Here is a 25,077-nt window from a genome sequence, read left to right on the forward strand (position 1 = left end):
AAGCGAGCATGGGTGGGTCTCCTGTCGATGGAAGAGAGCAAGGGCGCGTCTCGCGCGTACGGCTGCGCGTGGGATGCGCGCCAAAAAGTTTTTGATCTTGCTGCCACGGGGTGCCACGGAGGGGTGCCACGCCCCTGCCACGCTGGGTGCCACGGGGGTGCCACACGAGGTGCCACGGGGGGTGCCACGATGCGTGGCACCCCGTCTGACCTGTAACTCCCTCCCCCAGACCCCCGCCGTGGCACCCGAGGGGGTGCCACGCGATCACTGGAAGGGGTGGTCAGACCTCGGGCCGGGTCGGCATCAGGTAGCGCTGGGCCTCATCGTCGTAGCCGCCCAGCACCCCGGCCTTGTCCAGCCGCTTGAGTTGCTTCTGCACCCAGGAGCGGGAGACGTCCGTCGACTCCCACAGGGGCTTGAGGTCTCCGGAGGAGAAGTCTCGGGCGCCGTCGTCCCACAGCTCCTGCAGCCGTTCCATCAGTGCAGCGCCGCGCTCCTCGGGCGTCATCTCCCGATCCGGTGCGGCGAACGTCATGGGCGGTTCGCCGTCGGGGATGTCGGGGATCTCGTCGTCCAGGTCGGCCTGCACGTCCGGGTCGGGGTCGTCGGTGGCCAGGTACTCGGCGGCCACGTTCCTCACCTCCTCGTCGTCGGCGTCCTCGTCGTTCGGGAGTTCCGGAGCGTCCAGGGCGGGCAGCGGGGCGGGGCTGGTCAGCGCGGAGGCGTCCAGCCGGGACAGGGTCGCGGTGCCGGGATCGACCTTCTTGTAGGCGGCCGGGAAGGCGGCGGCGTGCGCGCGCAGCGCGGCGTTGGCCCGCTCGTCGTTGAAGGCCCCGTTCGCGTCGAGTCCCCAGGCGTAGGTGCGCATCGGCATCGTGATCCGCTCGTCCGGGATGCTGGGGGCGTCCAGGTAGGCCATGCCGGGCTGCTTGTTCGACCAGAGCTCGGGGCGGCATCCGGCGTCGTCCTGCTGCTCCGACAGGCCGAAGGACGCATCGGCGGCCGAGTCGACGCCGAAGCACATCTTGGCCAGCTGCCCACGCGCCAAGGTGGGCATCTGCGTGTAGTCCGAACGCTGCAGGCTCAGCACGACCGTGCCGCCCGCCGACCGGATCGCCTTGACCAGGCTCAGGAACTGCTCCTGCTCCTTGTCCGACAGGGCGTCGAAGATGTCGGGGAACTCCTCCAGCCACAGAATCCAGTAGGTCAGGCCGCAACCCTTGACCCACTTCTGCAGGCCCTTGGCGGCCAACTGGTCGGTGCGCTCCTTGACCTTGGCCTGCATCTCGCCCAGCAGCTGACGGGCACCTTGCTTGGTGGTCTCCAACCGGTGCAGCGCGGCCTTGAGCGGGCCGAGGGTCTGCTCGCCCTTGGTGATGTCGATCGCGAACACCGCCACGTCGTCCCGGGTGACGGCCTCGGCCAAGAAGTTCCACGCACCGCCGATGGACTTGCCCGCGCCGGTCTTGCCCATGACCTGCAGGTGATGGCCGGTGATGACGTAGGCGACCTCGTCCAGGTCCTGCCACAGCCCCAGCCGGATCGGATCGGAGATCGACGAACCGGGCGCCGAGGGGCCGGGCCAGGGGATCGGGTTCTTCATCACCCGCGGATCGGAGATGACCACCCTGGCCTTGCTGGCGTCGTCCGGGTCGACGCTGGTGGTGATGCTGCCGGGTGGCAGGCCGATGCCGGACTCGACGTAGGGGAGCTTCTTGGTCAGGTCGTCAGCGGTCTGCCGTCCGGCCTCCAGCTGTACCGCCCCTTCGACCTTGTGCGCGCTCGCCCGCGTGGTCCTCGCCTGCACCGCGTGCATCCCGGCGGCGGTGGCGCCGCGGCCGAACAGGAACCCCAAGGGGTCGGTGACGGCCCCGGCCACGTCGATCTGCTTGGTGCGGATCACGGTGCGGATGTTGAACGACAGGGCCATGGTGACCCCGCCGACCAGCATCAACCGGCCGGTCACCGTGGAGGTGGGGCCGTTGATGGTGGCCGCGCACACCCACAGCCCGCCAGCCAGGGTGGTCAGGGTGGTGTGCAGCCGGCCGACGGGGCTGCGGGCGTGGGACTGGTGCCAGGTCAGGCCGGTAAGTCCGATCACACACCCGGTGATCAGGGCGGTGGTCCACGCCACCACCTGCGGGTCATCGGAGCGCAGAGTGACATGGAAGACGAACCCGAGCCCGAACAGCAGAACACCGATCAGCCATGGCGGGAAGTACAGCAGTGCCTTGGACACCTCGCGGGTGGCGACCTGCTCCCAGGAACCCGGGCTGTCCGGCACGGCCGGGATGACGGTGGGCGCGTGCTGCGCGTGACGGGCCATCAGACGTCGTTCCAGTTGAACTCGGCACGCCGCTTTTCGGGCTTGGCCTGCGGGAGGATGTCGACGAACTCCTTGCGGAACTGGGCGTGGAACTTCACCAGCTCCACCCCGGAACCCTTCTGCAGTTCGGCGGCGCGCTTGAGCCGCTTGACCACACGGCGGGCGCGCATGCGCACATCCGGCGCCCCGAACACGCTCAGAACCGGGTGGCCCTTGAAGGAGCGGATGAGCACGGCGTAGAGCTCGTCGGCGCCGAGGGTGAGTTCCTCGCCCAGGTCCCGGCACAGGTCACGGCCGACCTTGGCGTAGTTGGTGATGGCCACCGGACCCTGCCAGGGGATGTTGGACAGTTCAGGGATGCGGCTACGGCCAGGCTTGTCGCTCACAGGTCGTCGTCCTCTCCGAAACGGTGAGAGCGGGAATCACGGATGGCCTGGCACAGCAGACGGGCCAGGTAGGCGATACGGCGGGTACCGAGCCGGGCGGCGATCAGCGCGTCCAGCGCGCCGATCAGCAGCCCCAGCGCCTGACCGAGAACGGCCAGCGCCATCAGCAGCCAGGCCAGCACGCTCAGGCACAGGTCCCGCACGCGTTCGTGCAGCGGTCGGGGAGGGGCGTCGGTGATGACGTAGACCACCCGGGGCGGACGCACACTCACCGATCCACCCCCGCCAGGTCGAACAGGGTCCCCTGGTTCGCGCACAGACCGCACGACTCCCACACCGACCGGCCGTGAGCACGCGGGGCCTGGCACCGCTCAGTGGCTGGCACCTTCGGCAGGGACAGAACGTGTTCGTTCAGGTCCACCTGGGCCATGCGGCGGGCCGCGTGCTCCTCACCGGCCGCCCCGCACAGGCACACGAACCGGTAGACGGTGCTGAGCTCCCCGGCGGTGCGGGTGATCGTCGGCCGGTGCCGGACAGGTGCGACGGTGGTCATCAGGCACCCCCGGCGAGGGCGTCACGGATGGCGCGGGCGTCGTCCATCCCGCAGCGCAGGGTGCGCTGAATCCGGGTCGCGCTCGGACTGTCAGGCAGTTCCCCGGCCTGGATCAGGGCGCGGACCCGGTTCACGAGTTCGGCGTTTGCCCAGTACGTAGGGCCAGTAGGGGCGGGCTGGTCCAGGTGGGAGAAGGCGGCCAGGATGACCGGCAGGGCGGTGGTGATGGCGACCGCGACCACGGGGCCGAGGATGTGCAGCACCAGCCGGGCCAGATTGAACGGCTCGGCGACGAGCGGCAGGTACGGCCAAGCGTTCATGCCGACCGTCAGGGCCAGGAACAGCCGTTCGACCTTGACCAGAGTCGGGTGGTCCAGCACATGGCCTCGGGTGCCTAGATAGGCGCGGGCGCCGACCACGACGAGCAGGGCCAGCGACAGGAACGGCTCGACCAGCCAGGCGAACCACCACACCGGCGACCCGACAGGGGCGCCGTCGGCGGCGAAGGTCTGCACACCTGCGGTGGACCAGGCCAGCGCGAGCGTCAGCGACGTCAGCGCCACGCCGACCAGCAGCCGTCGGACCCGCATGCTCTGGTAGATCCGCATGGCGGGGTCCTGGGCCAGCTCGGCCAGCCGTCCGGCCTCGTGCGCGGCCTGCCGCAACCGCCGCACCCGCACACTCTCCACCAGCAACGGCGTGTCATCGTCCTGCAGCTCGGCCAGGCGGCGGGCCTCGGCGACCTCGGCCCGCAACCGCCGAACCCGAGCGGTCTCCCCACTGACCTCTCCCTGGCCGGTCCGGCCGGGTGCGTCGGAGTCGGGGAGGGCCGGGAGCTGCTGGGCGAGGTGGTGTTCCAGCGCGGCCAGCCCTCGGGCGACCTCATCCGGTTCCGGAGCGGGAAGGGGGATAGTGGTCATGACGGCCTCCTTTCAGCGGCTCATCAGCAGCGCGACGAGCACGGTGGTCGTCGCGGCGATCAGCAGCCACACCGCGACGCGGATGGTCCGGTACTTGGCGAGAGCCAGGCGAGACAGCCGCCACACCTCGGCCGACAACCGCTCCCCTTCCTCCTGGGCGCCGTCGGCGCCAGAGGTGAGGGAAGCGAGCAGGTCGGCCGGGCAGGCGTGCCGGGCGTGGGCGACGAACCCTGTACCGCCACGGCGGGGGATGCGAGGCAGTACCGCGACCAGCACCACCCCCACCGCAGCGGCGAACAGGACCCCGGCGAACTGCCGCAGAACAGTCACCGCCCCGACGACGTCGGCCGGGAGGTCGACGGTGGCGACGAGGGCGAGTCCCCCAGCGGCCAGGGAAACCAGCAGGGCGCACTTGGCATCCACCCGAGCCAGCTCACCCCGCACCGCGGCTACCTCCTGCTGCAGCGCGGCAACCGCGCGACCGGACATCGGCGCGGTGGGGATCGTGGAGTGAGTCACGGCGATCACCGGCCACGGGATCGGGTCAGGGCGCGGCAGGCGCCGCACTGGGCCGACAAACGAGCACCGTGGGTCGGACAGCGCTGGATCTGGCCGACGCTGTCGGTGCAGCGTGGGCAGCCGGTCAGCGCGGTGTGACGGCGCGAGCAGGCCGAGCACTGGAAGCGGGTCATGCTCACCTCATCCCTCCTTGTCGCTGGTCGGGGCCGGGGTGGAGATGGTGGGGGCGGGCTTGCTGGCGGCCTGTTGGGTGGCCCAGTCGGGGATGGGGCCGAAGGTGGTGGCCAGGGCGGTGCCCATCGCGGTCCACAGCGCCCACGCCTCGTCGGCGTTCAGGCCGAGTCGGGCGTTGCCGACGCACAGGTACACCGCGTACGAGCCGCCGGTGCGCACCGTGACGCGGGTCGTGCCGGACTTGTTCCACGGCGCCGGGGCCAGGACGGAGAAGTAACGCTGTTCCATGTCAGGCCACCCGCTGCCCGAACTCGGCCACCTGGTCGACCTGCTCGCGCGTACGGCCCGCCCAGACCCCAGAGGAGGGACGAACTTCGGCGGCGTACAGACCGCACAGCAGGAGCGCCGGGCAGGTGGCGCACACCTCGCGGCCGATCTCCTCGCGGGCGGCCTGCTCGCCGGGCGTCTCGGCGCCGTGCTCAGGGCCGGTGTGCATCTCAGGGTCGTAGGCGCACTCGGGGGCCAGCGGCTCTCCTTCGATGCGCCAGGCTGCGGCGAGCTGCTCGTCGGTCATCCGGGACGGGTGCAGGGGCGGCAGGGCCTGGGCGCCGTAGGCGGCGGCGTAGACGCGGGCCATGGCGCCCAGGTCGGCGCCACTGTGGTTGGTCACGTCGGTGGTGCACACCGCGCCGAACCGGCCACCGGTGCGCTCGACCACGGCCAGGCGCGCCGCGGCGGGCAGCGACGGGTCCCGCAGACGCAGGCCCTCGGTGATGGGCTCAACCCCCACCGTGTGCCGCATCGGCTCGGTGGTGTGCAGACGAACGAGATTTGCCATGATGGCGAGAACTCCTGACTACTGAAGAGTGGAAAAGGAGCCGGCCGGGGCGGCGTCGGGACTTGGCGGAAACGAGCCGCCCCGGACCAGCAACGGAGAAGGTCCGGCGGGTCAGCTGGCCATCACGGTGGAGGAGTGGCCGTTGGCGCACTCGCCGGTGAACAGGCCCTTGAGGTCGTCGCTGTAGCCGATGGTCGGCTGACCGCACACGCAGGTGTAGGCCATCGTGAACCGGGCGTCGTGGTTGGTCCGGTACACGGCGAAGTCGACTTTCTTGCCCATGACGTGCTCCTTCGCGGTTACGGGCGGGTGGTCTGAGCGGTGATGGTGGCGGCGATCCAGCGGGCCCCAGCTGTCCGGGAGGGCAGGCCGTGCCGGGTGGCGGTGGGCGGGTCGTAGCCGACGCCCGCGCTCCACACGACCCCGCCGCGCGGGCCGCGGCGGCGGGTGATGACCCCGGCGACGTCGGTGGCGGTGCGGGGGACGGCGGGGGTGGTGGTGACGAGGTAGCCGACCGGGTCCGGCGGGGTGCCGATGCGGCGCAGGACGGCCGGGCCGGGGTGCAGCCACAGCCCAGCCGACCGGAGAGCGGGCTGGCCGTACCCGGTGACCCAGGTCGCGGTCAGCCGCAGGTGCGCCTCCGACCGCATCTCGTTGACGTCGACGTCGGGATTGGGGTCGGTGTCGGGAGCGATGTGGGCGGTGAGGTCGTGGACGGTGCCGCACGACCAGCACACCGCCCGCATCCCCAGCTCACTCATCCCACCGGGCCGCTCCAGGCGGAGGGTCTGCACGTCCCAGGCGGGACGGCGACAGCCGGGCAGATGACCGACAGGACACCAGTTGAAGTAGGCGTGACGCAGGTTACTCACCGCTGCCTGCCGCACTGACCGGTGCCCTCGCACACCCCGCACTTCTGGGTGGAGGTCATCCACCCCTCGCCGCCACAGCAGTGACAGGGACCCCGGAGCGCGATCAGCAGAGTCGTTCTGTGGGACATGATTGGTGTGCTCCTTGTCGAGGAGTCGCGGGGCTGTCCTGGTCTTGGCGGATGGGGACAGCCCCAGTTTTTGAGGCTTTCGGCGCGATTGCCGGAAGCCTTTTCCATGCTCTGAGCAGCCCAAATAAGGCCCCTCCAGCCGCTTCCGCTCCTCGCGGTGGCGACATGCTCAACATAGACAACCTGCTTAGGCAGGTCAACAGAGTTGAGCATCTCGGCTGTGTTGGGCATGTGGCTTAGCATTGGGGTATGAGCCTCGACCCGGACGACCCTCGCCCGCCATACCAGCAGGTCAGCAGCTCTCTACGAGCCGCGATCCTCACGAAGAGAGAGGGGTTCCAGCCCGGCGACAAACTTCCTTCAGGGCCAGAGCTGTCCAAGCACTACGGCGTGGCCCGCGGAACGGTGGACAAGGCCCTGGACCTCCTCAGGAGCGAAGGGCTGATCGTCACCCGGCAGGGAAGCGGATCCTTCGTCCGGGAGCGGACGGAACGGCCGGTCGGACTGCGTCCGCACCTGGAAGCCGCGTTCGCCGAGCCGCACGTCACCATCGACTTCTCGGGCTTCTCCAGCGAGACGCTGCACAACGCGATGCAGGAACCGCTCGACAAGGTCCGCTCAGGCCGCCTTGCCCCGGAGACGATCAGCGTGCGGCTGCTGCTGCCGGACACCTCGGCGCCGATGGCCGTACCCGTCCTCGTGGACGAGCTGCGCGACGAGGCCGCGCTTCGGGAGCGCGCCCGCACCATCGCACTGACCAACGCCGGCGGCATCGCGCACTCGGTCGAGGTCCTCGCCGAACTCGGGCTTGTCCAGTCGGCGAGCGTCCAGGTGAAGGTGCACAAGGCGTCGAGCCTGTTCAAGCTCTACATCCTGAACCGCTCCGAAGCCTTCTTCGGGTTCTACCCGCTACGTGAACGGTCCCTGACGATCGACGGCGACAGCCACACCTTCTACGACGTCACCGGGAAGGACACCACCCTGTTCCACCACTCCGCGGGCCCGGACGACGCCTCCCTGGGCTCCCAGTACGTGCAGCAGGCTCAAGTCTGGTTCGACAGCGTGTGGACCACCATCGCCTACGAGCGTCCCGTATGAACGCCGACCTTGCGGAAGTGCTGCGGCCGGTGAAACACGTCCTGATCGATTTCGACGGCCCCATCTGCTCAGTCTTCGCCGGCCTTCCCGCACCGGAGGTCGCCCAGCGCCTGCGCGCGGCCCTGTTCTCCAACGGAGAAAGGGCGTCGACGAGCTGGGAGAGCGAGACCGACCCGCTCGCCCTTCTGCGGCGCATCAGCATCGAACGGCCAGACCTCGTGGCGATGGCGGATGCGGCGCTGACGCGGCTGGAAGAGGAAGCCGTCCAACTCGCCCACCCAACACCCGGGGGAGAGACTGTTCTCCGAGCCTGTGCCGAGTCTGGCCGTACTGTCTGGTTGGTCAGCAACAACGCGAGCAGTGCGATCCGGGCCTACCTGAACGCGCGCGGTCTCAATAGCCAAGTGGCGGGTGTCTTCGGCCGTGTCCCGGGTGATCCGGCGTCGATGAAGCCGAGTCCACGGCTGCTGCTGGACGCCATGGATGTCGCTGGTTCCGTCCCTGCGGAGTGTGTCTTTATCGGTGACGCCGTACGAGACGTCGAAGCCGGTGACGCTGCAGACGTATCCACCGTCGGGTACGCCAACAAGCCAGGGAAAGACAGCTCTTTGGCAGCGGCCGGTGCTGTGGCGGTCGTGGGGTCGATGAAGGTCATCGCAGATGCTCTGACCTGAGCTGCGAGCTACACAGGACACGCCTCTGAATGAGAAATTTCTGCACGAGTATTAAAGACGATCCGCCCTTCAGCGCCTTGCTGAGCGTCGGGCGATCGCGGTCCCGCACTATCCACGCACTTGCCGGCTCATCGATGCTGAGATCGCTGATACCAAGGACACCGTAGTGATCATGACGGAGCCTTGTCTTCACAAATGGGTAAAAAACGGATGTTTCTACGTTGTGGTGCTGCCGATATGGGATGTTTCGTAGGGAACGAAGGCATTTGATCTAGTTTGTTGCACTTCAGGGGACTCTACACTCTAGAAGTACATATGGCCCTGAGATACAATTCGGCAACGCTATACCAGGAGACAACGAGTCAAGGGCATACTAGCCTATCCTCATCAAGTAGATTCGCTACCGTTTCGGAGCGGCGTGGAAGTAGGGGCATGTACATAAGTCGTGTCGTCCTCAAAAATATAAAGGGTTTCGAGGTTGCCGATCTGGATCTATGTCCAGATGGAGAAAGGTTTCCAGGTTGGGCCGTTGTGACAGGGGATAACGGCACTGGAAAAACCGCGTTCCTTAAAGCGACTTGCTTGGCTTTGATGGGGCCCGACCAGGCCCGCGGACTAATTCAGGATCTTCGCGGATGGGTCACCGAAGGTGAGGAAATAGGGACAATATCTGTCGAAGTAAAGCCCGATCATGAGATCGATCGGACTGCTAAAGGTGGCACACCGACGCAGTCTACTTTCTGGGCTGAAGTCCAGATTTCAAAAGAGGCAGGCGTATGGGAAATGTCTCCGACGGATGTTTTTCGGAAAAAAAGGAAGGGGGCGTTCAACGGTCCTTGGTCTGCGGGTACACCGGGTTGGTTTGCGCTCGGATACGGACCCTTTAGGCGACTTTATGGAAGTTCTCCTGATGCCCAGCGCCTTATGGTAATTCCTGGGAGAATCCCGCGCTTCGCGACATTGTTTAAAGAGGATGCAACCCTGGGGGAGTGTGAACAGTGGGTCAAGCAGCTAAAGTATAGAAAGCTAGAGTCTCGACAGGAGGAAAGCGCCACCCTAGACTCTCTTCTTCAAATTTTAGGGGATGATTTCTTGCGTCAAGGAATCACCATCGAAGAAGTGAACTCAGAAGGCATGTGGCTGCGAGATTCATCAGGTAGAAGAATGCCGCTATCTGATATGAGCGAGGGATACCGAGCTGCTCTCGCTATGCTAATTGATATATTCCGCCACATGGTTGACGCCTACGGTGTGGAGAATCTGGTATCTCACCATCCAGACGGTTCTTCGTATGTTAATCGTCCCGGCGTAGTGCTTATTGATGAGGTAGATGCCCACCTTCACCCAGAATGGCAGAGGGAGATTGGATTCTGGCTTAAGAGCCATTTTCCTGCAGTGCAATTTATTGTTACTACACACAGCCCACTGGTATGTCAAGCTGCTGACGGTAAGCGGATCTATCATATGCCTCCTGTCGGTGCCGGGAACCCGTTCATTCTTTCGGATGATGATTATGTTCGGATCATCACAGGAAAGCCTGATCAAATTCTTCTCACACCTGCTTTTGGGTTAACAAATACTCGATCGCCACGTGCGGTCGAAGCTAGAAGAAAGCACTCGCGTCTAGTCGCTAAGAGAATCTCAAAGGGACTAACAGAAGACGAGGCAAGGGAGCTCGGTTACGTCTCCCTGTTCGCGGAAGACAACTAGACGAGGCCAATGCGACGACTCTACCGGCCTATGCTCCCCCTGGACCTGAGGGTGGAGTTGTATCGGCGCTCAAAAGCGGTTACCTCCAAAGAAGAAGGGCGTAGATGCTGGAATAATTTTCGACGAACAAAGTTTTCTGCGAATGCATTGAATGCGCTGGGGCAGATGAGCGGAAAGCGAGCGCGATGCTTCTACTGTGGAGACTCTCTAGGGGCTGACGTTGACCATTATTGGCCTATTGCACTTAAGCATTCGCTAACGTTTACTTGGAAAAACTGGTTGCTTGTTTGCCCTAACTGCAACCGCCATAAGTCTGACCGCTTTCCCACTGATAGCTCTGGAAATCCCCTACTTCTTGATCCTTCCACTAGGGATCCATGGAAGCACCTTATTCTTGATGTGCACACAGGGCTGATTGCCCCTCGTTACAGTGAAGAAGATTATGACCCAATTGGTGAAGCGACGCTAGACGTTCTTCACTGTCTGTTGAACGAATCGATCAGCGAAGGGCGACTAAGGGTAATAAAACGACTACGTCGTGCTGTAGCTGATTTTTTGAATCGAGAAGAAAAGGCGGAGGCATGGGAGCGGCTGCTACAGGAAGTGGCCGAAGATGACTATGGCGTCTCTCTGTGGCTTTTTGCATGGGAGGGGAGCCGTGAGGATCCTTTTTCTTCATTTAAATGCTCATTCCCTCACCTCAATCGGAGGCTCATATCATTTGCAATGCGATGGCCTTATGTCGATAAGCCTATCGATGTGAGTATCGCAAGTTTGATGTAATAGTCTAGCGGGTCGATCGATGTAATATTTGCTGGATGTTTGGCATGTTATGACAGCAGTGATGTTGGGTGACCCCCCGCAACAGCAATTGCTATTGCGGGGCTTCCGTTCCTCGGGCCTGGCAGCCCTGCGTTATGCGTCCCCTTGCCGTCAAATGACGGGTGGGACGTCCGCCAGGGTGCTATTTACAGCAGTGGGATAAAGCAGCACGATCAAACACCGCAGGCCTGCATGGAATGTTTGCGCAGCTCATCCCATATCGGACGGCCGTATGGCCACCGCTCTCCTGAAGCGGTGCTTTTCGAATTGATCATTTCCGCGCTACGAAGGAAGAGATAGGGAATAACTCGAACCAGTTCAGGGATGATGGGGCGGTGGATCTTTCCTGTGTAGAGCGCCGGTATCTGGTCGGGGTTAGCGCGAGCTTGGTCACTCATAGGTCCGATGCCCCGGAGCTGGTCGATGTCTACCTTCGACTGGAGTCGATGACGGTCTTAGTCCGTGTCGCCTCCGATTGGCAGCTGCGGATCACGCTGGACGAGCCCGAGGAGAGTTACACGATGCCGGAGCTCGGCAGCCGGGTCGATGTCGTACTGGCGCCTAACGGGGTTCCGTTCGTACGCCATGTCGGTGAACGGCTGGTGCGGGTGATCGAGAGATTCGACGCCGAGGCTTACGACCAGTGCATGGAGGCGGAGTTCGTCTTCGACACGGGAAGTGTGGTCGCCTGGAGCTTTGGAGGCGATCTTCACCTGGTCGGCCGGTGAGCTCATGGGAATGTCAGTGCGAGGTCTCCACTCGAAACAGGGAGGGGGCACGCACCGCTCATGGGCTGGATTACCGTGCGACAGATGGTCTGGGCGTCGCTTGGCTTCTCGGGTGCGTGCCGGTCGTCGCCAGGCTTCGGACGCCTGTGGCGGTGGCTCTTCCCAATGCCTTCCCAAGGTGGGTGCGCCGGTTCGGCGACAGAGGCGTTTGCGCAGGTAGGGGGTGCGTCTCGTTGTGACTGCGTGGATGTCTCATAATCCCTGCATCGTGTCGTGCATGGCGATGGGACCGGCCAAGGGTGGTTGGTTGTCGAGCTCGGCCATGCCGAATACGTGCCGAGATCGCTCCTTAGGAGCGCATCGCTGCTGGTCAGAGCATTTCTGCGCTGGGACTGTAAAACCGTTGACTCAGCCTACGCAGGTTCAAGTCCTGCACCTGCCACCAGCAGCGAAAAGAGCCCCTGACCAGCAGAGATGCCGGTCAGGGGCTCTTTCGTCATGTCCGGCTGTTCCTGACTGTCGACGGCGCCCTACGGGAGCCTGTGCCGAATACGTACCGAAGTTTTCAGGCCCTGGTCGCGTCCCAGATCCGGCGCATCACCTCGCCCGGCTGGCCGTGGATGCACTTGGCGCCTCTGCCTTGGGTCGGGCAGGCTCGCCCACGTCGATCGGGCCACCAGGAGCTTGACGACACTGCCCTGCCGATGCCAGGCAAGCCGGTAGCCTCCATGCCTGGAAATCCTCCCTAGGCTCAGGTCATAGCAGGGCAGCCAGTTCTCTGCCGTGGCAAGATGAAGCGCCAAAGGTTTTCAGCGAACCTCCCAGGGTTTCTGCTCTACCGGAGGTTCGCTGAAAAATAGCCTCGAATCTCCCCGATGATCCGGCTGCTGAGCTGGGGCTTTACATTGGGGTCCTCATCAGCCCTACGAGGGTTCGCAACAATCCAGGATGGCCAGCTAAGCGACTTTAGTTCAATGGGTCCTCATCAGCCCTACGAGGGTTCGCAACGTCCTATGGCGCTCAAGGTCAAGGAGTGTCTCTGTGGTCGTCCTCATCAGCCCTACGAGGGTTCGCGACTAGAAGCGGGCATCGGCCATCGGGACCGGCATCGGGGTCCTCATCAGCCCTACGAGGGTTCGCAACAAGGTGCCGAAGCCCTTGAACTCGACCCGGTCGCCAGGTCCTCATCGCCCCTACGAGGGTGCACAACCTGTTGGCCATCCTCACCATGAGGCGTCGTGGGGCCGTCATCATCGCCCCTACGAGGGTTCGCAACAGAGGTAGACCGCAGAGGGTTGTCTCCCCTTCCGGGTCCTCATCGCCCCTATGAGGGTTCGCAACATCACCTCGGGGATGTGGGGGCCATAGGAGATCGGGAGTGCTCATCGCCCCTACAAGGGTTCGCAGCTGCTACTGGCGCTCGGCCGGTCTGATGTGACCCATGTCCTCATCAGCCCTACGAGGGTTCGCAACCATCTGGTGGATGACCTGCTCAGCGGACGGGCGGAGGTTCTCATCAGCCCCCAGCTGATGCCAGTCTTTGGGAAGGGCTGTGTCGTATGCGCGTCGCCGTAAGTGCTTGTCCGTTCGTCGCTGCTGCGTTTTGGCACGTCAAGTACTGCGCGGCGCCTCATTAGACAGGGCTCTGTAAAACCGTCGGCTCAGCCTACGCAGGTTCAAGTCCTGCACCTGCCACCAGCCAAAACGGCAGCTCAGAGCCCCGCGAGGGGCTCTTTTGCTTTTCCGGGACATGCGGTCGTACGCGGCCAGGAGCAGCCGTATGTCACCGCTCCACCGACATACGTGCAATGATCTTGAAGGCATTTCCCCAGGTGGAGCCGGGGTTTCCGGGCAGTGCCGGGGCGAGAATCGGCCCCGGAACGCCAAAGGACCCCGGGGTCCTGGTCGTACGGCAGGCAGCTCAGGCGGCCAGTGCGTCGTCTATCCGTCGGTTGGCCACGTCCTTCTGCCCGCCGAGGCACTTGGCGTAGACCCGCAGCAGGACGTCCACGCTGTGCCCGGCCCGCTCGGCCACCTCGGGAGCGGGGACACCCGCGTTGAGCCACAGCGACACCGCCGCGTGCCGCAGGTCGTACGGCCTGCGAGCCAGGGGAGAGGCCACCTGGGCAGGAGTGAGAGCAAGCTTCCTGGCCTCCTGCCAGACCTCGGTGTAGGCCGTCGAGGCGACCACCCCGCCGCGCTCACTCCGGAAGAGCCGCCCGTCCTGGCCGGTGCCGTACTCGGCGATGTGCTCCCGGAGAATCTCGACCAGCGTCGGCGGGATCGGTACCGGCCGTACGTCGTCACGCCCTCGATGCTTGAGTCCCCGCTGTCGGTCCACCGCGTGTCGACCTCGGGACGGGAGACGTCGACCGTCAGCCGCCCCCAGCCCTTGAGCGGAAGGTGGCAGTCCCGCACTCGCAGGCCGACCGCCCTCGGCCGGGCGCAGGGCCGCGTAACACATGTGCGCGAACAGCACCATGGCCGGCGACCCCGGCCGCGACCGCCCACGTGGGTGACCATGGTCAGGAGCTCCTGAGCCCGCCGCGGATTGACCGCCACGCGAGGGTCAACGGTCTCAGAGGGTGTCTGAAAAGTCATGATCGATGTGTTCCGAGGCGGTGTAGGAGCAGCATGCAGGTGGCTGTGTAGATGACGTTCTCGGAGGTTCTGATCAGGTACTCGTAGTTGCGTGGCAGCCGCCGATAGCGGCCCAGCCAGGCGAAGGTCCGCTCCACGACCCAGCGGCGCGGGATCACCCCGATACGCGGTACTTCGCGTGGCGGTGGGTCGTTCCTGGCCCAGGTGGAGCGCATGCCGCCGTCGCGGCGCACCATGATCTGCACGGCCACGTCGAGCGCCTCCTGCGCCCAGCCGATGAACCGGATTCCGCGATAGCCCTGATCGGCCCACACATGATGCAGCCGCGGGAAACGGTCGATGCTGCGCGACAGCACCGCCATCGCGCCGTCCCGGTCATCAGCGTTGGCCGGGCTCACACAGGCGCCCAGCACGATGCCGAGCGTGTCGACCAGCAGGTGCCGCTTGACGCCCAGGACCTTCTTGGCGCCGTCGTAGCCGTGCAGACCGCCGCGTTCGGTACCGCGCACGCTCTGACTGTCGATGACCCCGGCGCTTGGTGTGGGATCGCGGCCCTGGCCGAGTCTTTTCTGCTCCCGTAGCCTGGCCAGGACGTCTTCCCACAAGTCGGCGATCCGCCATTGGCGCCAGTAGTGATAGACCGTCTGCCACGGCGGGAAGTCGTGCGGCAGCAGTCGCCAGGCGCAGCCGGCCCGCAGCCAGTAGGAGATGGCGTTCACGATCTCCCGGCGCGGGTGCACCGCTGGGCGTCCGTTGTGCTTGGGGGCTGGAATCAGCGGCTCCAGCAGCGCCCACTCAGCGTCGGTGAGATCGGTTGGATAAGGGCGTCGGGGGTCGGGCATGGGGCCGGCAACGCGCACCGACAGACCACCGGACAGTTACGCGAACGCCAGCTTTTCAGACACCCTCTGATCGTCGCCCAGAACTACGGCATCGACGTGGACAAGGCGTACGAGTGGGGCCATGCGTTCCAAGGCCGTCATCAACCGGGCAGTAGTGAAGACGACCCTTTTCTGACTCGGGCTCCGTACCTGTTTCCGGCCTTCGGTAATATCTCTCGAAGGCCGGAAGTCCGCGTCCAACAAATCCAGTCGTTCGAGCTATTTCGCTGAGATCACCTCAATGACCGGTTCAGCAAAGAACGCCCTTGTACCACGCGAACTTGATCTCGTATGTAAGGCCAAGGAAGGTTGACCCCGGACGTACGCACTGGTCGTATCCAGGCAGGTCCCAGTGCCGTTCGACACGGATAAGGACATTGACATCTGAGTTGCAGTGGGTGTAATAGGCACTCCCGCCGACCTCGTCGTAACCGCACTCGACGAGCGCCCTCGCGCCGCCCGGGTCGCCGGCGGTCGTGATGGCGTTGGCGTATACCGGAGCAGTGGTCAGTGCCAGGGCGGCTAGCGTGCCGCCAACCGTCTTGAGGATCCGGGTAAGCATTCGTATTTCACTTCCCTTCGCGTCGTGCGTAATTTCATCCACAGTATCCAGTGGGATTTGGGTTGCTCCACCGTGATTCCTGCCAAACAGTCAAGGTTTTCTGCCAAAGTCCCTCGGCCGTGTTGCCCCTGCCCTGTGAGAACTAACGTCTTCGGAGCGGTGGTTCGCTTGACGGCACCCCAGGCAATGAGGGCGTTCACCGGGTATCGGTGCCTGTTCCTGTCTCGGCGCCAACGGTGGAGCCGTCGCCGATGTGCGGTTTGCCGGTCGGTGCTGGTCTTTAAGAAGACAAACCGGTCCGGCTACTCGGTTTTGATCGCGGTGAAGAACGATTCGGCCATCGCGTTGTCGCAGCGGACGCCGGTGCGGCCGGCCGAGGGGTGGATGGTTTTGTGCACGTTGACCCGGCTACCGAGGGTGGTGGGGTTCATGCCGGACTCGCGGGCCGCTGAGGCGACCGTGCGGGGCCGTCCAGCATCATGCGGGCGGCTTCCTCCTTGAACTCGGGCGAGAACCGCCTGCGACGTCGCGTCGCGTACCTATCTCTTCCAGGCTCTCTGTCAGGTTATGCGCCTGACTGTCCGGAAATCGTTGAGCACCCACGGTGACTCGCGCGACACTATGCTCACTCGTGGTGCAGCCGTATATCGCCCCCCGGACCAATGGTTGAAGATCCGGCAGGCCCATAGGCTCGAACGAGGTCCCACACCGCAGCGTCGGCGGACGGCGTGTTCCGTCGCGCCGGCGAAGGACACGCAGATCCCACCAGGGGAGGCACCTCGATGGAAGGCCGCCACGAACAGGACAGCGCGACCGCCGACGGCCGAACGTCGGCGTCCTTCCTGATCGACGAAGCGCTCACGTTCTATTACCCGGCCGCCCTGCGGGCCGTGGCCGCGACCGGCGTGGCGGACCATCTCGCGGACGGTCCGCGTACCGTCGAAGACCTGGCCCGGCGTACGGGTGTCAACGCGCGGAGCCTGTACCGGGCCCTGCGGGTGTCGGTGACCCGCGGGATCTTCGAGGAGTTGGACGACGGCCGGTTCCGCCTCACCCCTGCGGGGGACGCGCTGCGCACGGACGCGCCCCTGTCGGCGCGGTCGGCCGTACTGATGCTCACGGACCAGTCGATGTGGCGGCCCGCCGGCGAGATGGAACGCTGCCTGCAGCAGGGCGGTCCGGCGTTCGACGACATCTTCGGCATGCCGTTCTTCGACCATTTCGCACAAGATCAGGCGACGGCGGCCATCTTCCACCATGGGATGGCGGCCATGTCCGCCCAGGAGAACGCGCCGATCGCCGCGGCCTGCGAATTCCCCGAATCGGGAGTCGTCGTCGACGTCGGGGGTGGCCAGGGCGGGCTGCTGCGGGAGGTGCTGGGCCGGAGGGACGGCTTGCGGGGCGTGCTCTTCGACGCCGAGCACGTCCTGCGAGACCACCTGCTGGACGTGGCGGAGACCCGTGGCCGCTGGGAACTGGCCGTGGGGGACTTCTTCACCGAGGTCCCCAAAGGGGACGTCTACCTGCTGAAGCGCATCCTGCACGACTGGGAGGACGACCAGTGCGTGGCCATTCTGCGCAACTGCCGTACGGCGATGCGGCCGGGCGGGCGGATCCTGGTCATCGACGCGGTCGTTCCCCCCGGCAACGCCCCGCACCAGGCGAAGCTCGTCGACCTTCTGCTGATGGCCTCTCTCGTCGGTCGTGAGCGCACGGCGCAGGAGTTCTCACAGCTTTTCGAGGCGGCCGATCTGCGGCTGTCCCGCGTCGTCCCCACCGGTACCGTCCTGTCCGTCGTGGAGGCGACTCCGAAGGACCCGGACGGCTGATCCCGGCCCGCGCCGAGCCTCCGGCGAGCGGGTGAGAACTCCTGTGCGGTTGCCCGCCGCCACCGCCCCGCGGGGTCGAGCCGATCTGCCTGAGCGACGACGTCAACGGGCACCGGCACGCGTTCCAGGTGTCTCCGTCGTACGGACAGGGGGGGCGGTCGGTCCGTCTCCTGGCAGGCGGGAGCGGTCGGCGAGCTTCTCCCGGATCCCGCACGTCGCGGGGAGAGGGTGGTGCTCGAAGCGCTCCGGGCCGTCCCAGGTTTCAACTCGTGCGGTCACAGGCGGCCCACCTTTGGGAGGTCACGGACGGGTGGCCACCAGTAGATCGACCACGTAGGTCTCCTCCAGGGTCTCGTCGGGGAAGGCGTCGTGCAGGCGTTGACGCTCCTCGGTGAAGAAGGCGTGGGCCGTGGCCTGGTCGAGGACGAGGAACGCCGAGCGACTGCCGATGTTGGCGAGGTGCGTGTCGAAGGAGACCGTCCGCTGCCAGCGGAGCAGTCGGCGGACGACCCGTAGGCCGGTCAGACCGGTGAGCCGGATGGCCTCGCCGTCGTCGGGACGTGTCACAGGGTGCGGGGGCACTCCACAGTGACGCGCGATGCGCTCGTCCTGAGCGCGGATCCACGGAATGTCGAAGGCGTTGGTGTTCCACCACAGGGCGAGCGCGCCACCCGGGCGCAGGACACGCAGCGCTTCCGGGACAGAACGCTCGCTGTCGGTCCACTGCCAGGACTGCGCGTACGTGATGAGGTCGTGAGAGGAGTCGGCCAGCGGCAGGGCGTTGCCGTCGCCCCGGACGACCGGCACGTCAGGGAGCGTCCGGCGGAACTCGGTGACCATCGCCTCACCGGGTTCGACGGCGATCACGTCGGCGCCCCGCTCGCTCAGGAGTCTGGTCGCGATTCCCGTTCCCACGCCGATGTCCGCGACACGGGCACCCGCCAGTGAACGGCCCAGTGATTCCTCAATGAAGTCAAAGAGCGCGGGAGGGTACGAAGGACGGCTCGCCTCGTACTGGGCGGCTGCCGCGTTGAACGAATGGGCGCGGGATTCGGTGGTCATCTCCTCACTATCTTTATCCGGTTCATGTTGACGATCGCTTCCGGTATCGGTCGGACCGTGGGTATTGGAAAGCCGTCGATCGCACAGTGAAAAGCGACGGAGAAAAGCCACTCGTCGGGAAGTCGCGGCGGCACGTTCACGACGTGCTCCCGGAACCGACGGGCAGACGCCTCAGCCGGGCCGCGCCGACGGCGTTGAGACCTACGCCCCAGATGAGGAGGACGGTGCCCCATTGCAGCCATGCCAGGGGGGTCATCTGGCCGGAAAGCAGGTTCCGGGCGGTGGCGTACGGCGCCAGCCAACCTTGGACGGGACTGGCGCGCAGCACCAGCCACAGGCCCATCGGTAACACGATGGTGCCGAGGCAGGCGACCACGGGTGACCGTAGCAGCAGGCCCAGCGCCGTACCCGTCAGCTGGGCCACGACCTGTACCAGCACGCCGCCCAGGACGAGAGTCTCCACGTTGAGCCAGGGGTTTGCTCCGGGGACGGCCGGAGTGAGGGTGAGGGCCAGGGCGCAGGTCAGGGCCCCGAACACGCCGAAGGCGGCGGCCAGCAGGGTCGCCGCCAGCAGGGTCGGGGCGAGCCGTGCCGTACGAGGTGTTCTTCGCAGGTCGTGGGTGAGCAGTACGCCCAGGAACGGCAGCGTGATCGACATCAGGCTCTGCGCCGCTTCCGTGAGCATGGCGAACGTCCGGCCTGCGGGCGGTGCCTTACTCATGCCCACGGCCGCCGCCACGCCCGCCAGCAGGGTGATCGTGACCAGTCGGCGGCGGGTGTGTGTTCCGACGGAGCGCCGGAGCGCGTCGCCCAAACCGTTGTCAGCGTTCACCGGACATTCCCTCCAAAGTTAGCCCCGTCCACTTCTTATGGCATATGTCGCGCGATTGTTGAAGGTATCGGCATTAAGACCGTGTCCTATGCGGTGATGGCTTGTTGGTTGAGGCATGGGGCGGGGTACGTGGAGTTGGATTGTCCCGGACGGGTTGTGGGAGATCGCGAAGCCGCTGATCCCACCGGACCGGGTGCGGCCGCAGGGCGGTGGGACGCGGAACACGCCCGATGAGACGCTGTTCGCGGCGATCGTTCACGTGCTGGTCAGCGGGTGCGCATGGCGTGCGTCGCCGCCCTGCTTCGGGGTCTCCACGTCCACCGTTCACCGCCGCCTCCTCATCGAAGGCCGGTGTCCGGGGTCGGCACGCAACCGGTCCAGGGCCGGGCCCAGGTGCTCGACTGTGGTCGCTTCGGCGTCGGCCCGGTCGGGGAAGCGCACCCGCACCTCGTACCAGCCGGTTTCGGTGCGCTGTTCCAGTGCGGTGAGCCCGGCGCGGTGGAACAGGTGCATCGCGTCGGTGAGGTCGCCGAGGAACTCGGCCTGAACCTGACCGGCAGGCGGTTGCCGGCCGTCGACGTCGTCCCCGCCCAACGGGACGGACGGCCCCTCTGATCAACTTCCTGTTCGACGGCGGCGTGCTCAGCCCGGCCGAGGCCGCTCCCGCCACCCGGCTGCCGCGCGGCGAGGGGTGAAGGGCTTCGTCGGCCCCGTCCTGGCTGTCCCGGTGATCCTCTACGCCGTTGCGGGCCTGGGAAGGATTCTCCGCCATGCATCGGCCGATTCGCCGTCGAACGCCACGCGAGTGACGTCCGGCGGCGAATCCTTGCGCTCAAGTTCGTCCGACGAGCCGCCGGTGAAGCTTGAGGAGTACCTCAGACCATCACCAATGGGGTCGGAGGATTATGTACTGGACGCCGCTGTCGGGTCTTTTCAGAGGGATGTCCCGCCCCTTGGTGTGACCGTGCTGGGTGATGAAGACACCTCCCCAGGCGACATTGGGGCTCCCCTTTTTGGTGACAACGGCCGCGTGACGCCATGGGTCCTGGCCCGCGGACTTCTTGTGATGGTTGAACCAATAGATGATGTCACCGACCCGGACCTCGGGCCAGGTACCGTAAAGGCGGACTTCGGTGGCTCTTCTCCGCTTGCTGTAGAAGTGGTCAAAGTTATGCCGTACCGCCGCCCAGGAGTATGAATCGTGATCGAACCGTTCATACCAGAGCCTGTTGTTTTTCCGATGCTTCCAGCCATCCCATTTGCCGAACATCCGTAGCCCTCCGCCGTGGTTGAGGACACGGGAAACGAAGTTGGTGCAGTCCTGGCCGTATTCCCAACGGTCGTAGGCGTGCTTGTGGGCCCAACGAACCATTCCTCCGGTGTTCACGGCGCTCTGGGAAACCACGTCGGCACGGGGTGTCCGGGCCTCTGAGACAGTGCTCACCGGCGGTTCGGGGATCTCCTCCCCGTCTGTCAGGCCGTTGAGTTCGAACGAGGAGGGTTCGACCTTGGCATCGACGTGGTCACCGCCGAGCTGCCGGGTCATCTCATAGCCCGATGTCTGCGCGGCCTGGGCCCGGAGATGCAAGGACGCCGCCGGCGTTCGCTGCTCGAAGACGTAGTCGGTGGTCTCCTCCCAGTCACCACCGGTGGGTGTGTCCGCGTCCTGCGCGGGATAGACCAGGTCGGCGCTCACGGTCGCGCGAACAGTGATCTTCCCCGCCGAGGTGACCGACACGAGCGTGTCGCTCAGCCGGATGTTCCTCGTGGTCTGGCTGTTCTCCTGCGCGGGTGGGGGGATGTCGTCGGCCACCGTGCTCAGCACGGCGTTCACCGTCTCACCTTGCGGGCTCTCGGCCAGGGCGTCGTCAGCGGTCGTGTACTGACCGTCGGCGATCCCGGCACGCGCCTGGACGTAGGCGCGCACCGCATCGAGGTACTGCCCGGGGCCCCCGGGGACGGCGGCCGGGGTGGTCACCTCGCTGGTGACCCACGGCCCGCTGCCGAACGTGGTCCGTGCGCGTACCCGGAAGCGGTAGGCGGTGCCGTTGGTCAGTTCGCCGACCACGACGCGCTGCCCTTCGCTGTCGACGGTGCGTACGACACCGCCGTCCGCTCCGATCACCTGCAGGTCGTAGCCGTCGACAGGAACGGCCGCGCCGACGTCGTCGGGCTGGGACCAGTTCAGGAGCACCCCGCCGTCGCCGGGCCGGGTGTCGATCCTCGTGATCGCTCCCGGTGCCGTGGGCGCCACATACCGGATCTGGACGGTGGCGTCCTCCCCCAGCGAGGCCGCGGGCACGCCGTCATCCGCGATGAGGACCAGACCAGGGTCACGGAACTCCGAGTCGGCCGGTGTCGCGTGCCAGTCCTGGACGAAGGGCGTGACGTCGAGCGCGGCATCGCCGAATCCGTATTCGGCCTCGGGTTCTTCCACCAGTCGCTGGACGACGTCGGCGCCTGTCGCGTTCTCGGGAAGTTGCTGCTTGAGCGCGTGGAGCTTGAGCTTCGCGTCGGCGGGGCACCCGGCGGCGCAGTGCGCGCTCCCCATGTTCACCGTGGCGGAGGTGATCTGCGCGCCTGCGGGAATCGACGCCGGATCGATGGTGACCAGGGTCAGCTTCCGGGAGGCGCCCCCACCGCCCAGTTGCGCGTCATCCGTCACCGCCAGCTGACACGCCGCGCCGCCGCACGCGTCCGGCGCCGAATGCGCCACCCGGAAGGTGATCGTTTGCCTGTCCAGCGTCGCAGTCCGCTCGGCCGGCGACTCCGGTTGCCGAGGCACGGTGAAGTCGATCGCACCGGAACGCGCGCTGCACGCACCTCCGTCGGCGCACGACTCCATCTGCCAGCGGTAGGCGCCCCCTTGCTCGACAAGCCCCTCGGGGACGCGAAGGCTGACACGCTGACCCCCTTCGGCCGTGGCCACGCCGAGCGGCGAGGCGCCGACAGGCTTGCCGTCGACGTCGAAGAGGTAGAACCGAGCGGTCATGGATCGGGTGGACACCCTGCTGACGACACCGGACAGCACCGGGCTGGTCGGTTCTTCAAGGCCTGTGGCAAGGTCAGTGGGGACGTTCGCGGCATCGGTGGTGAACTTGCGCCGGACGGACCAGAGACTGACGTCGCTGCCGGTGCTCACCTTCACCTTGAAGTCGTAAGACTTCGCATTCTCAAGGACACCCGCGGGGACCGTCCATGACGACGTGCCCCCTGAGGGAACGTCCGGAACGTCCCCACTGGCCACGACGTCGCTCCCGCCCTTGGGCATGACCACGAACGAGTGCTTCAGCGGACGCCCGTGAGGATCGACGGCCTTGGCGGTGAGCGTGGGAGTGGTGGTAGCGACGACATCCGCCCACGAGGTGTTCGACACGGCCGGTGTGGCCCTGAGGTCACCAGCCGGATCCGGGGTGGTTTCCTTATCGACGGCGAAGAACACCGCGTCGAGCGAGCCGCGATACTGGTCGGCCGCCGAGTTCGGTATGCCGCCCAATGTCGGTCGGCCACTGCCGAGCTGGTCGACGAGACCGCCCGGAACAGGCTTGCTGCCCTTCAGCACGTTGCCGATGTAGACGGCTAGGGTCGTGCCGGTCTTCCGGCATTCGACGTCGTGCCAGGCCGTGTCCACGATGGTCCCTGCCTGGACCCGGACTTCGGCACCACCGTCGATCTTGACGACGCAGCTGGCCACTCCGTCGTCGACGTCCAGCTTCCACTGGTCGGAGGCGCTGGGGAAACCCTGCTGGATCACAGTGTGCTTCCCCGCCACCGGCGCGGAGCCGAACCGGATCCTTGCCCCGAAGCGGAAGGTTCTCGCCCCGGCGGCGGGGACGGCGGCGCCGCCTACTTCGATGAGCGCCGAACCGGTGGACGGGAACTGGACGGCGAGCCGACCGTTTTCGCCTGGGACGAGTTGAAGCACGGTGGTGTCGGGTTTGACGGTGCCGTGGTGCCTCTGGCCGGTGACGTCGATTCGGGGGCGAGTTTACCGTCATTGAAGTCGTAGCGGAAAACCTCGTTCAGCATTTCGTTGGACGCTGCCGCCGGGACGGCGGGCACCATAATGACCAATGAAGCAAGTACATTGAATGCGAACGCCGTCGCCAAGACTCTTCGCCACACGGGACCACCTGTCGAAAGGTTGAATAGCGAATCGGGAGAAAACACCGAAGCATGTAAATTGGAATACCTTCGCCAAGAGTCTTCGCCGCACGAAACAAATTGTCAAGAGAGCGAATAAGGCCGGATAGGCACATCGATGACGGAGGCATGCCGCCCCGGCAGGTGGAGGCAGGATTCCACGCCTCCAGAGTGTGGTGAGACAGGATTTTTACCGACGGTTATCTTTCGTCCACATCCGCATGGGTCCTGAGGGGGATCCTCCGGCTGTGCATCGGCCGATGCTCCCTCAACCTCACCGCTCCGACGATTTTCACCCTGACCGGGCAGGACACAGTGACCGGATCGGCCGCCGTCCGCGCCGCCGGGCTGACCAAGGCGTACGCCCCGGGAAGACAGAGGCGATCGCGCTCGCCGGCGTCCATGTGGAGTCCCCGTGCGAGCACTTCTCCGCGATCACGAGCCCGCCGGATCGAAGGAGTCAACGCTGCCCTGCCGTCCTCCCCGGAGACGACCGGCGAGCAGCACACCAAGCCGGCCCAGTTGCGCGCGGACCGGATGGAGGCTTCAAGGCCGCTCAACGGCGACGAGTGGGGGCCGGCGCAGGCCAGCCGGGAGAAGGCGTTGAAGGAGGCGGCACGGGAGGAAGGCTGACAGGGAGGCGTGCCCCGCGCTGGTGGCCGGGGCGCGCCTGTCAGGTTCAGGGGATGTATATGAGGAAGTAGAAGCCCGCCCGGCGGTACTGGTCACCGGCGTAGTAGCGGCAGCCGGCCAGCCCGGTGAAATCGCCGTGCTCGGCGGCATCCTGCCAGCCGGCCCGGCAGTCGTCCATCGTCGCGTACCACTTGGACCAATACCAGTCCGGCGGCAGCGGAGCGAAGGCGTGGCTTCCGGCGCTCCCGGCCGAGGCGGTCTGGTAGTTGACGGATGCGGATGCGGATGCGGCGCCGGCCAGAACGGCGGCGCCCAGCGCCGTCGCGAGTAACGCGGCAGGTAATCGGCGGATCTTCACGGTGACTCTCCTCGGTCGGGTGGGTGGGAGAACACCTTCAGATGAGCACCGATCAGCGGAGCCGGGGAGCTCTCGGATTTCCATATTTCGGCTGCATGGTCCCGCTTCGGCGCCTGCCGGCTCGGACCCGAATCAGCTGCTCGCCTGGTCGGCTGTCACGCCGCCCTCATGCCCGGCCTCGGCGGCTTTCGGCACCGCCTGGCACCTGCTCGACGGTCCGGTCTTCGAACTGGATGGGCGAACCGGCCAGGACATGCCATTACTGCATCCGCACCAGGGCCCTGGTCGCCGTCGGCTTCGGTGACCACCGTGACATCCCCCGTGATCACGCCCGCCTCATCGGTCGTCAGCCGCCCGGCCCTACGACTACTTCGTCCTCGCACTGTGCCGTCTCGCCATCCCGCTCCTGCTTCCTGGCCGACCTGTCT

At 65.7% G+C, this 25,077-nt stretch carries 28 protein-coding genes and 1 pseudogene; 8 read left to right on the forward strand and 21 right to left on the reverse strand.

Annotated features, from left to right (window positions below):
- Positions 1–280 precede the first annotated feature (280 nt).
- From ACFOYY_RS23880 to ACFOYY_RS23935, 12 genes are all read right to left on the reverse strand, one after another.
- Positions 281–2,326: a hypothetical protein gene (locus ACFOYY_RS23880; protein ID WP_386192156.1), complete on the reverse strand. Its 2,046-nt coding sequence runs from the start codon at positions 2,324–2,326 to the stop codon at positions 281–283.
- The gene (locus ACFOYY_RS23885; protein ID WP_362774768.1) at positions 2,326–2,712 is read right to left on the reverse strand and encodes a hypothetical protein; all 387 of its coding nucleotides are present in this window, start codon (positions 2,710–2,712) and stop codon (positions 2,326–2,328) included. Before ACFOYY_RS23885 ends, ACFOYY_RS23880 begins: the two co-directional genes overlap by 1 nt.
- Entirely contained in the window at positions 2,709–2,984 is a 276-nt protein-coding gene (locus ACFOYY_RS23890) for a hypothetical protein (protein WP_386192160.1), read from the reverse strand. The genes ACFOYY_RS23885 and ACFOYY_RS23890 overlap by 4 nt, the downstream gene beginning before the upstream one ends.
- The gene (locus ACFOYY_RS23895; RefSeq protein WP_386192163.1) at positions 2,981–3,265 is read right to left on the reverse strand and encodes a hypothetical protein; all 285 of its coding nucleotides are present in this window, start codon (positions 3,263–3,265) and stop codon (positions 2,981–2,983) included. The genes ACFOYY_RS23890 and ACFOYY_RS23895 overlap by 4 nt, the downstream gene beginning before the upstream one ends.
- The gene (locus tag ACFOYY_RS23900; RefSeq protein WP_386192166.1) at positions 3,265–4,185 is read right to left on the reverse strand and encodes a hypothetical protein; all 921 of its coding nucleotides are present in this window, start codon (positions 4,183–4,185) and stop codon (positions 3,265–3,267) included. The genes ACFOYY_RS23895 and ACFOYY_RS23900 overlap by 1 nt, the downstream gene beginning before the upstream one ends.
- Positions 4,186–4,197: 12 nt before the next feature.
- Entirely contained in the window at positions 4,198–4,713 is a 516-nt protein-coding gene (locus ACFOYY_RS23905; RefSeq protein ID WP_386192169.1) for a Pycsar system effector family protein, read from the reverse strand.
- Positions 4,710–4,883, reverse strand: a complete 174-nt coding sequence (locus ACFOYY_RS23910; protein WP_386192172.1) for a hypothetical protein — start codon at positions 4,881–4,883, stop codon at positions 4,710–4,712. The genes ACFOYY_RS23905 and ACFOYY_RS23910 overlap by 4 nt, the downstream gene beginning before the upstream one ends.
- A gap of 1 nt (position 4,884) precedes the next feature.
- Positions 4,885–5,166, reverse strand: a complete 282-nt coding sequence (locus tag ACFOYY_RS23915) for a hypothetical protein (protein WP_386192175.1) — start codon at positions 5,164–5,166, stop codon at positions 4,885–4,887.
- A gap of 1 nt (position 5,167) precedes the next feature.
- On the reverse strand, positions 5,168–5,716 hold the full coding sequence (locus tag ACFOYY_RS23920; RefSeq protein WP_386192178.1) for a WhiB family transcriptional regulator: 549 nt from the start codon (positions 5,714–5,716) through the stop codon (positions 5,168–5,170).
- A 111-nt stretch (positions 5,717–5,827) separates the two neighbouring features.
- Positions 5,828–5,998 carry a hypothetical protein gene (locus ACFOYY_RS23925; RefSeq protein ID WP_386192181.1) on the reverse strand — a complete coding sequence of 57 codons (171 nt, stop codon included), beginning with the start codon at positions 5,996–5,998 and terminating at the stop codon, positions 5,828–5,830.
- Positions 5,999–6,015: 17 nt separating this feature from the next.
- The gene (locus tag ACFOYY_RS23930; RefSeq protein ID WP_386192184.1) at positions 6,016–6,588 is read right to left on the reverse strand and encodes a hypothetical protein; all 573 of its coding nucleotides are present in this window, start codon (positions 6,586–6,588) and stop codon (positions 6,016–6,018) included.
- Positions 6,585–6,716, reverse strand: a complete 132-nt coding sequence (locus tag ACFOYY_RS23935; RefSeq protein WP_362774798.1) for a hypothetical protein — start codon at positions 6,714–6,716, stop codon at positions 6,585–6,587. The genes ACFOYY_RS23930 and ACFOYY_RS23935 overlap by 4 nt, the downstream gene beginning before the upstream one ends.
- Before the next feature lie 249 nt (positions 6,717–6,965).
- On the opposite strand from ACFOYY_RS23935, the gene ACFOYY_RS23940 reads away from it, so the two are divergent.
- From ACFOYY_RS23940 to ACFOYY_RS23960, 5 genes are all read left to right on the forward strand, one after another.
- Positions 6,966–7,814 (forward strand): GntR family transcriptional regulator, encoded by an 849-nt coding sequence (locus ACFOYY_RS23940; protein WP_386192187.1) that lies wholly within the window; start codon positions 6,966–6,968, stop codon positions 7,812–7,814.
- On the forward strand, positions 7,811–8,488 hold the full coding sequence (locus ACFOYY_RS23945; RefSeq protein ID WP_386192190.1) for an HAD family hydrolase: 678 nt from the start codon (positions 7,811–7,813) through the stop codon (positions 8,486–8,488). The genes ACFOYY_RS23940 and ACFOYY_RS23945 overlap by 4 nt, the downstream gene beginning before the upstream one ends.
- A 432-nt stretch (positions 8,489–8,920) precedes the next feature.
- Complete coding sequence (locus ACFOYY_RS23950) at positions 8,921–10,198, forward strand: AAA family ATPase (protein ID WP_386192193.1); 1,278 nt, start codon at positions 8,921–8,923, stop codon at positions 10,196–10,198.
- A gap of 165 nt (positions 10,199–10,363) precedes the next feature.
- On the forward strand, positions 10,364–10,981 hold the full coding sequence (locus ACFOYY_RS23955) for an HNH endonuclease (RefSeq protein ID WP_386192384.1): 618 nt from the start codon (positions 10,364–10,366) through the stop codon (positions 10,979–10,981).
- A 485-nt stretch (positions 10,982–11,466) separates the two neighbouring features.
- Positions 11,467–11,748, forward strand: a complete 282-nt coding sequence (locus tag ACFOYY_RS23960) for a hypothetical protein (protein ID WP_386192196.1) — start codon at positions 11,467–11,469, stop codon at positions 11,746–11,748.
- A gap of 1,921 nt (positions 11,749–13,669) precedes the next feature.
- On the opposite strand, the gene ACFOYY_RS23965 is transcribed toward ACFOYY_RS23960, so the two are convergent.
- The 4 genes from ACFOYY_RS23965 to ACFOYY_RS23980 all read right to left on the reverse strand — a co-directional run bounded on the left by ACFOYY_RS23965 (position 13,670) and on the right by ACFOYY_RS23980 (position 16,223).
- On the reverse strand, positions 13,670–14,089 hold the full coding sequence (locus ACFOYY_RS23965) for a hypothetical protein (protein ID WP_386192199.1): 420 nt from the start codon (positions 14,087–14,089) through the stop codon (positions 13,670–13,672).
- Between the two features lie 256 nt (positions 14,090–14,345).
- Positions 14,346–15,191 carry an IS5 family transposase gene (locus ACFOYY_RS23970; RefSeq protein WP_386192387.1) on the reverse strand — a complete coding sequence of 282 codons (846 nt, stop codon included), beginning with the start codon at positions 15,189–15,191 and terminating at the stop codon, positions 14,346–14,348.
- 289 nt (positions 15,192–15,480) lie between these two features.
- Complete coding sequence (locus tag ACFOYY_RS23975; RefSeq protein WP_386192202.1) at positions 15,481–15,792, reverse strand: DUF6355 family natural product biosynthesis protein; 312 nt, start codon at positions 15,790–15,792, stop codon at positions 15,481–15,483.
- Positions 15,793–16,094: 302 nt separating this feature from the next.
- Complete coding sequence (locus ACFOYY_RS23980) at positions 16,095–16,223, reverse strand: hypothetical protein (protein ID WP_386192205.1); 129 nt, start codon at positions 16,221–16,223, stop codon at positions 16,095–16,097.
- Between the two features lie 351 nt (positions 16,224–16,574).
- On the opposite strand from ACFOYY_RS23980, the gene ACFOYY_RS23985 reads away from it, so the two are divergent.
- On the forward strand, positions 16,575–17,621 hold the full coding sequence (locus tag ACFOYY_RS23985; protein WP_386192208.1) for a methyltransferase: 1,047 nt from the start codon (positions 16,575–16,577) through the stop codon (positions 17,619–17,621).
- Positions 17,622–17,921: 300 nt separating this feature from the next.
- Here ACFOYY_RS23985 and ACFOYY_RS23990 read toward each other — a convergent pair whose 3' ends face one another.
- Complete coding sequence (locus ACFOYY_RS23990) at positions 17,922–18,683, reverse strand: class I SAM-dependent methyltransferase (protein WP_386192211.1); 762 nt, start codon at positions 18,681–18,683, stop codon at positions 17,922–17,924.
- A 136-nt stretch (positions 18,684–18,819) separates the two neighbouring features.
- Positions 18,820–19,515, reverse strand: coding sequence for a hypothetical protein (locus ACFOYY_RS23995; RefSeq protein ID WP_386192214.1), 696 nt, complete (start codon positions 19,513–19,515; stop codon positions 18,820–18,822).
- A gap of 115 nt (positions 19,516–19,630) precedes the next feature.
- On the opposite strand from ACFOYY_RS23995, the pseudogene ACFOYY_RS24000 reads away from it, so the two are divergent.
- Positions 19,631–19,792: pseudogene (locus ACFOYY_RS24000) on the forward strand (hypothetical protein); the annotation flags it as partial.
- Between the two features lie 47 nt (positions 19,793–19,839).
- Here ACFOYY_RS24000 and ACFOYY_RS24005 read toward each other — a convergent pair.
- Positions 19,840–20,109: a hypothetical protein gene (locus ACFOYY_RS24005; protein ID WP_386192390.1), complete on the reverse strand. Its 270-nt coding sequence runs from the start codon at positions 20,107–20,109 to the stop codon at positions 19,840–19,842.
- A gap of 289 nt (positions 20,110–20,398) precedes the next feature.
- Positions 20,399–23,440: an amidase domain-containing protein gene (locus ACFOYY_RS24010; protein WP_386192217.1), complete on the reverse strand. Its 3,042-nt coding sequence runs from the start codon at positions 23,438–23,440 to the stop codon at positions 20,399–20,401.
- 620 nt (positions 23,441–24,060) lie between these two features.
- Here ACFOYY_RS24010 and ACFOYY_RS24015 point away from each other — a divergent pair.
- A complete protein-coding gene (locus ACFOYY_RS24015; RefSeq protein WP_386192220.1) occupies positions 24,061–24,291 on the forward strand; it encodes a hypothetical protein in 231 nt (76 codons plus the stop codon).
- A 46-nt stretch (positions 24,292–24,337) separates the two neighbouring features.
- On the opposite strand, the gene ACFOYY_RS24020 is transcribed toward ACFOYY_RS24015, so the two are convergent.
- Positions 24,338–24,649 carry a hypothetical protein gene (locus ACFOYY_RS24020; protein ID WP_386192223.1) on the reverse strand — a complete coding sequence of 104 codons (312 nt, stop codon included), beginning with the start codon at positions 24,647–24,649 and terminating at the stop codon, positions 24,338–24,340.
- Positions 24,650–25,077 lie beyond the last annotated feature (428 nt).

Origin of the sequence: Streptosporangium jomthongense, from assembly GCF_042650425.1 — a bacterium.
GTDB lineage: Bacteria > Actinomycetota > Actinomycetes > Streptosporangiales > Streptosporangiaceae > Streptosporangium.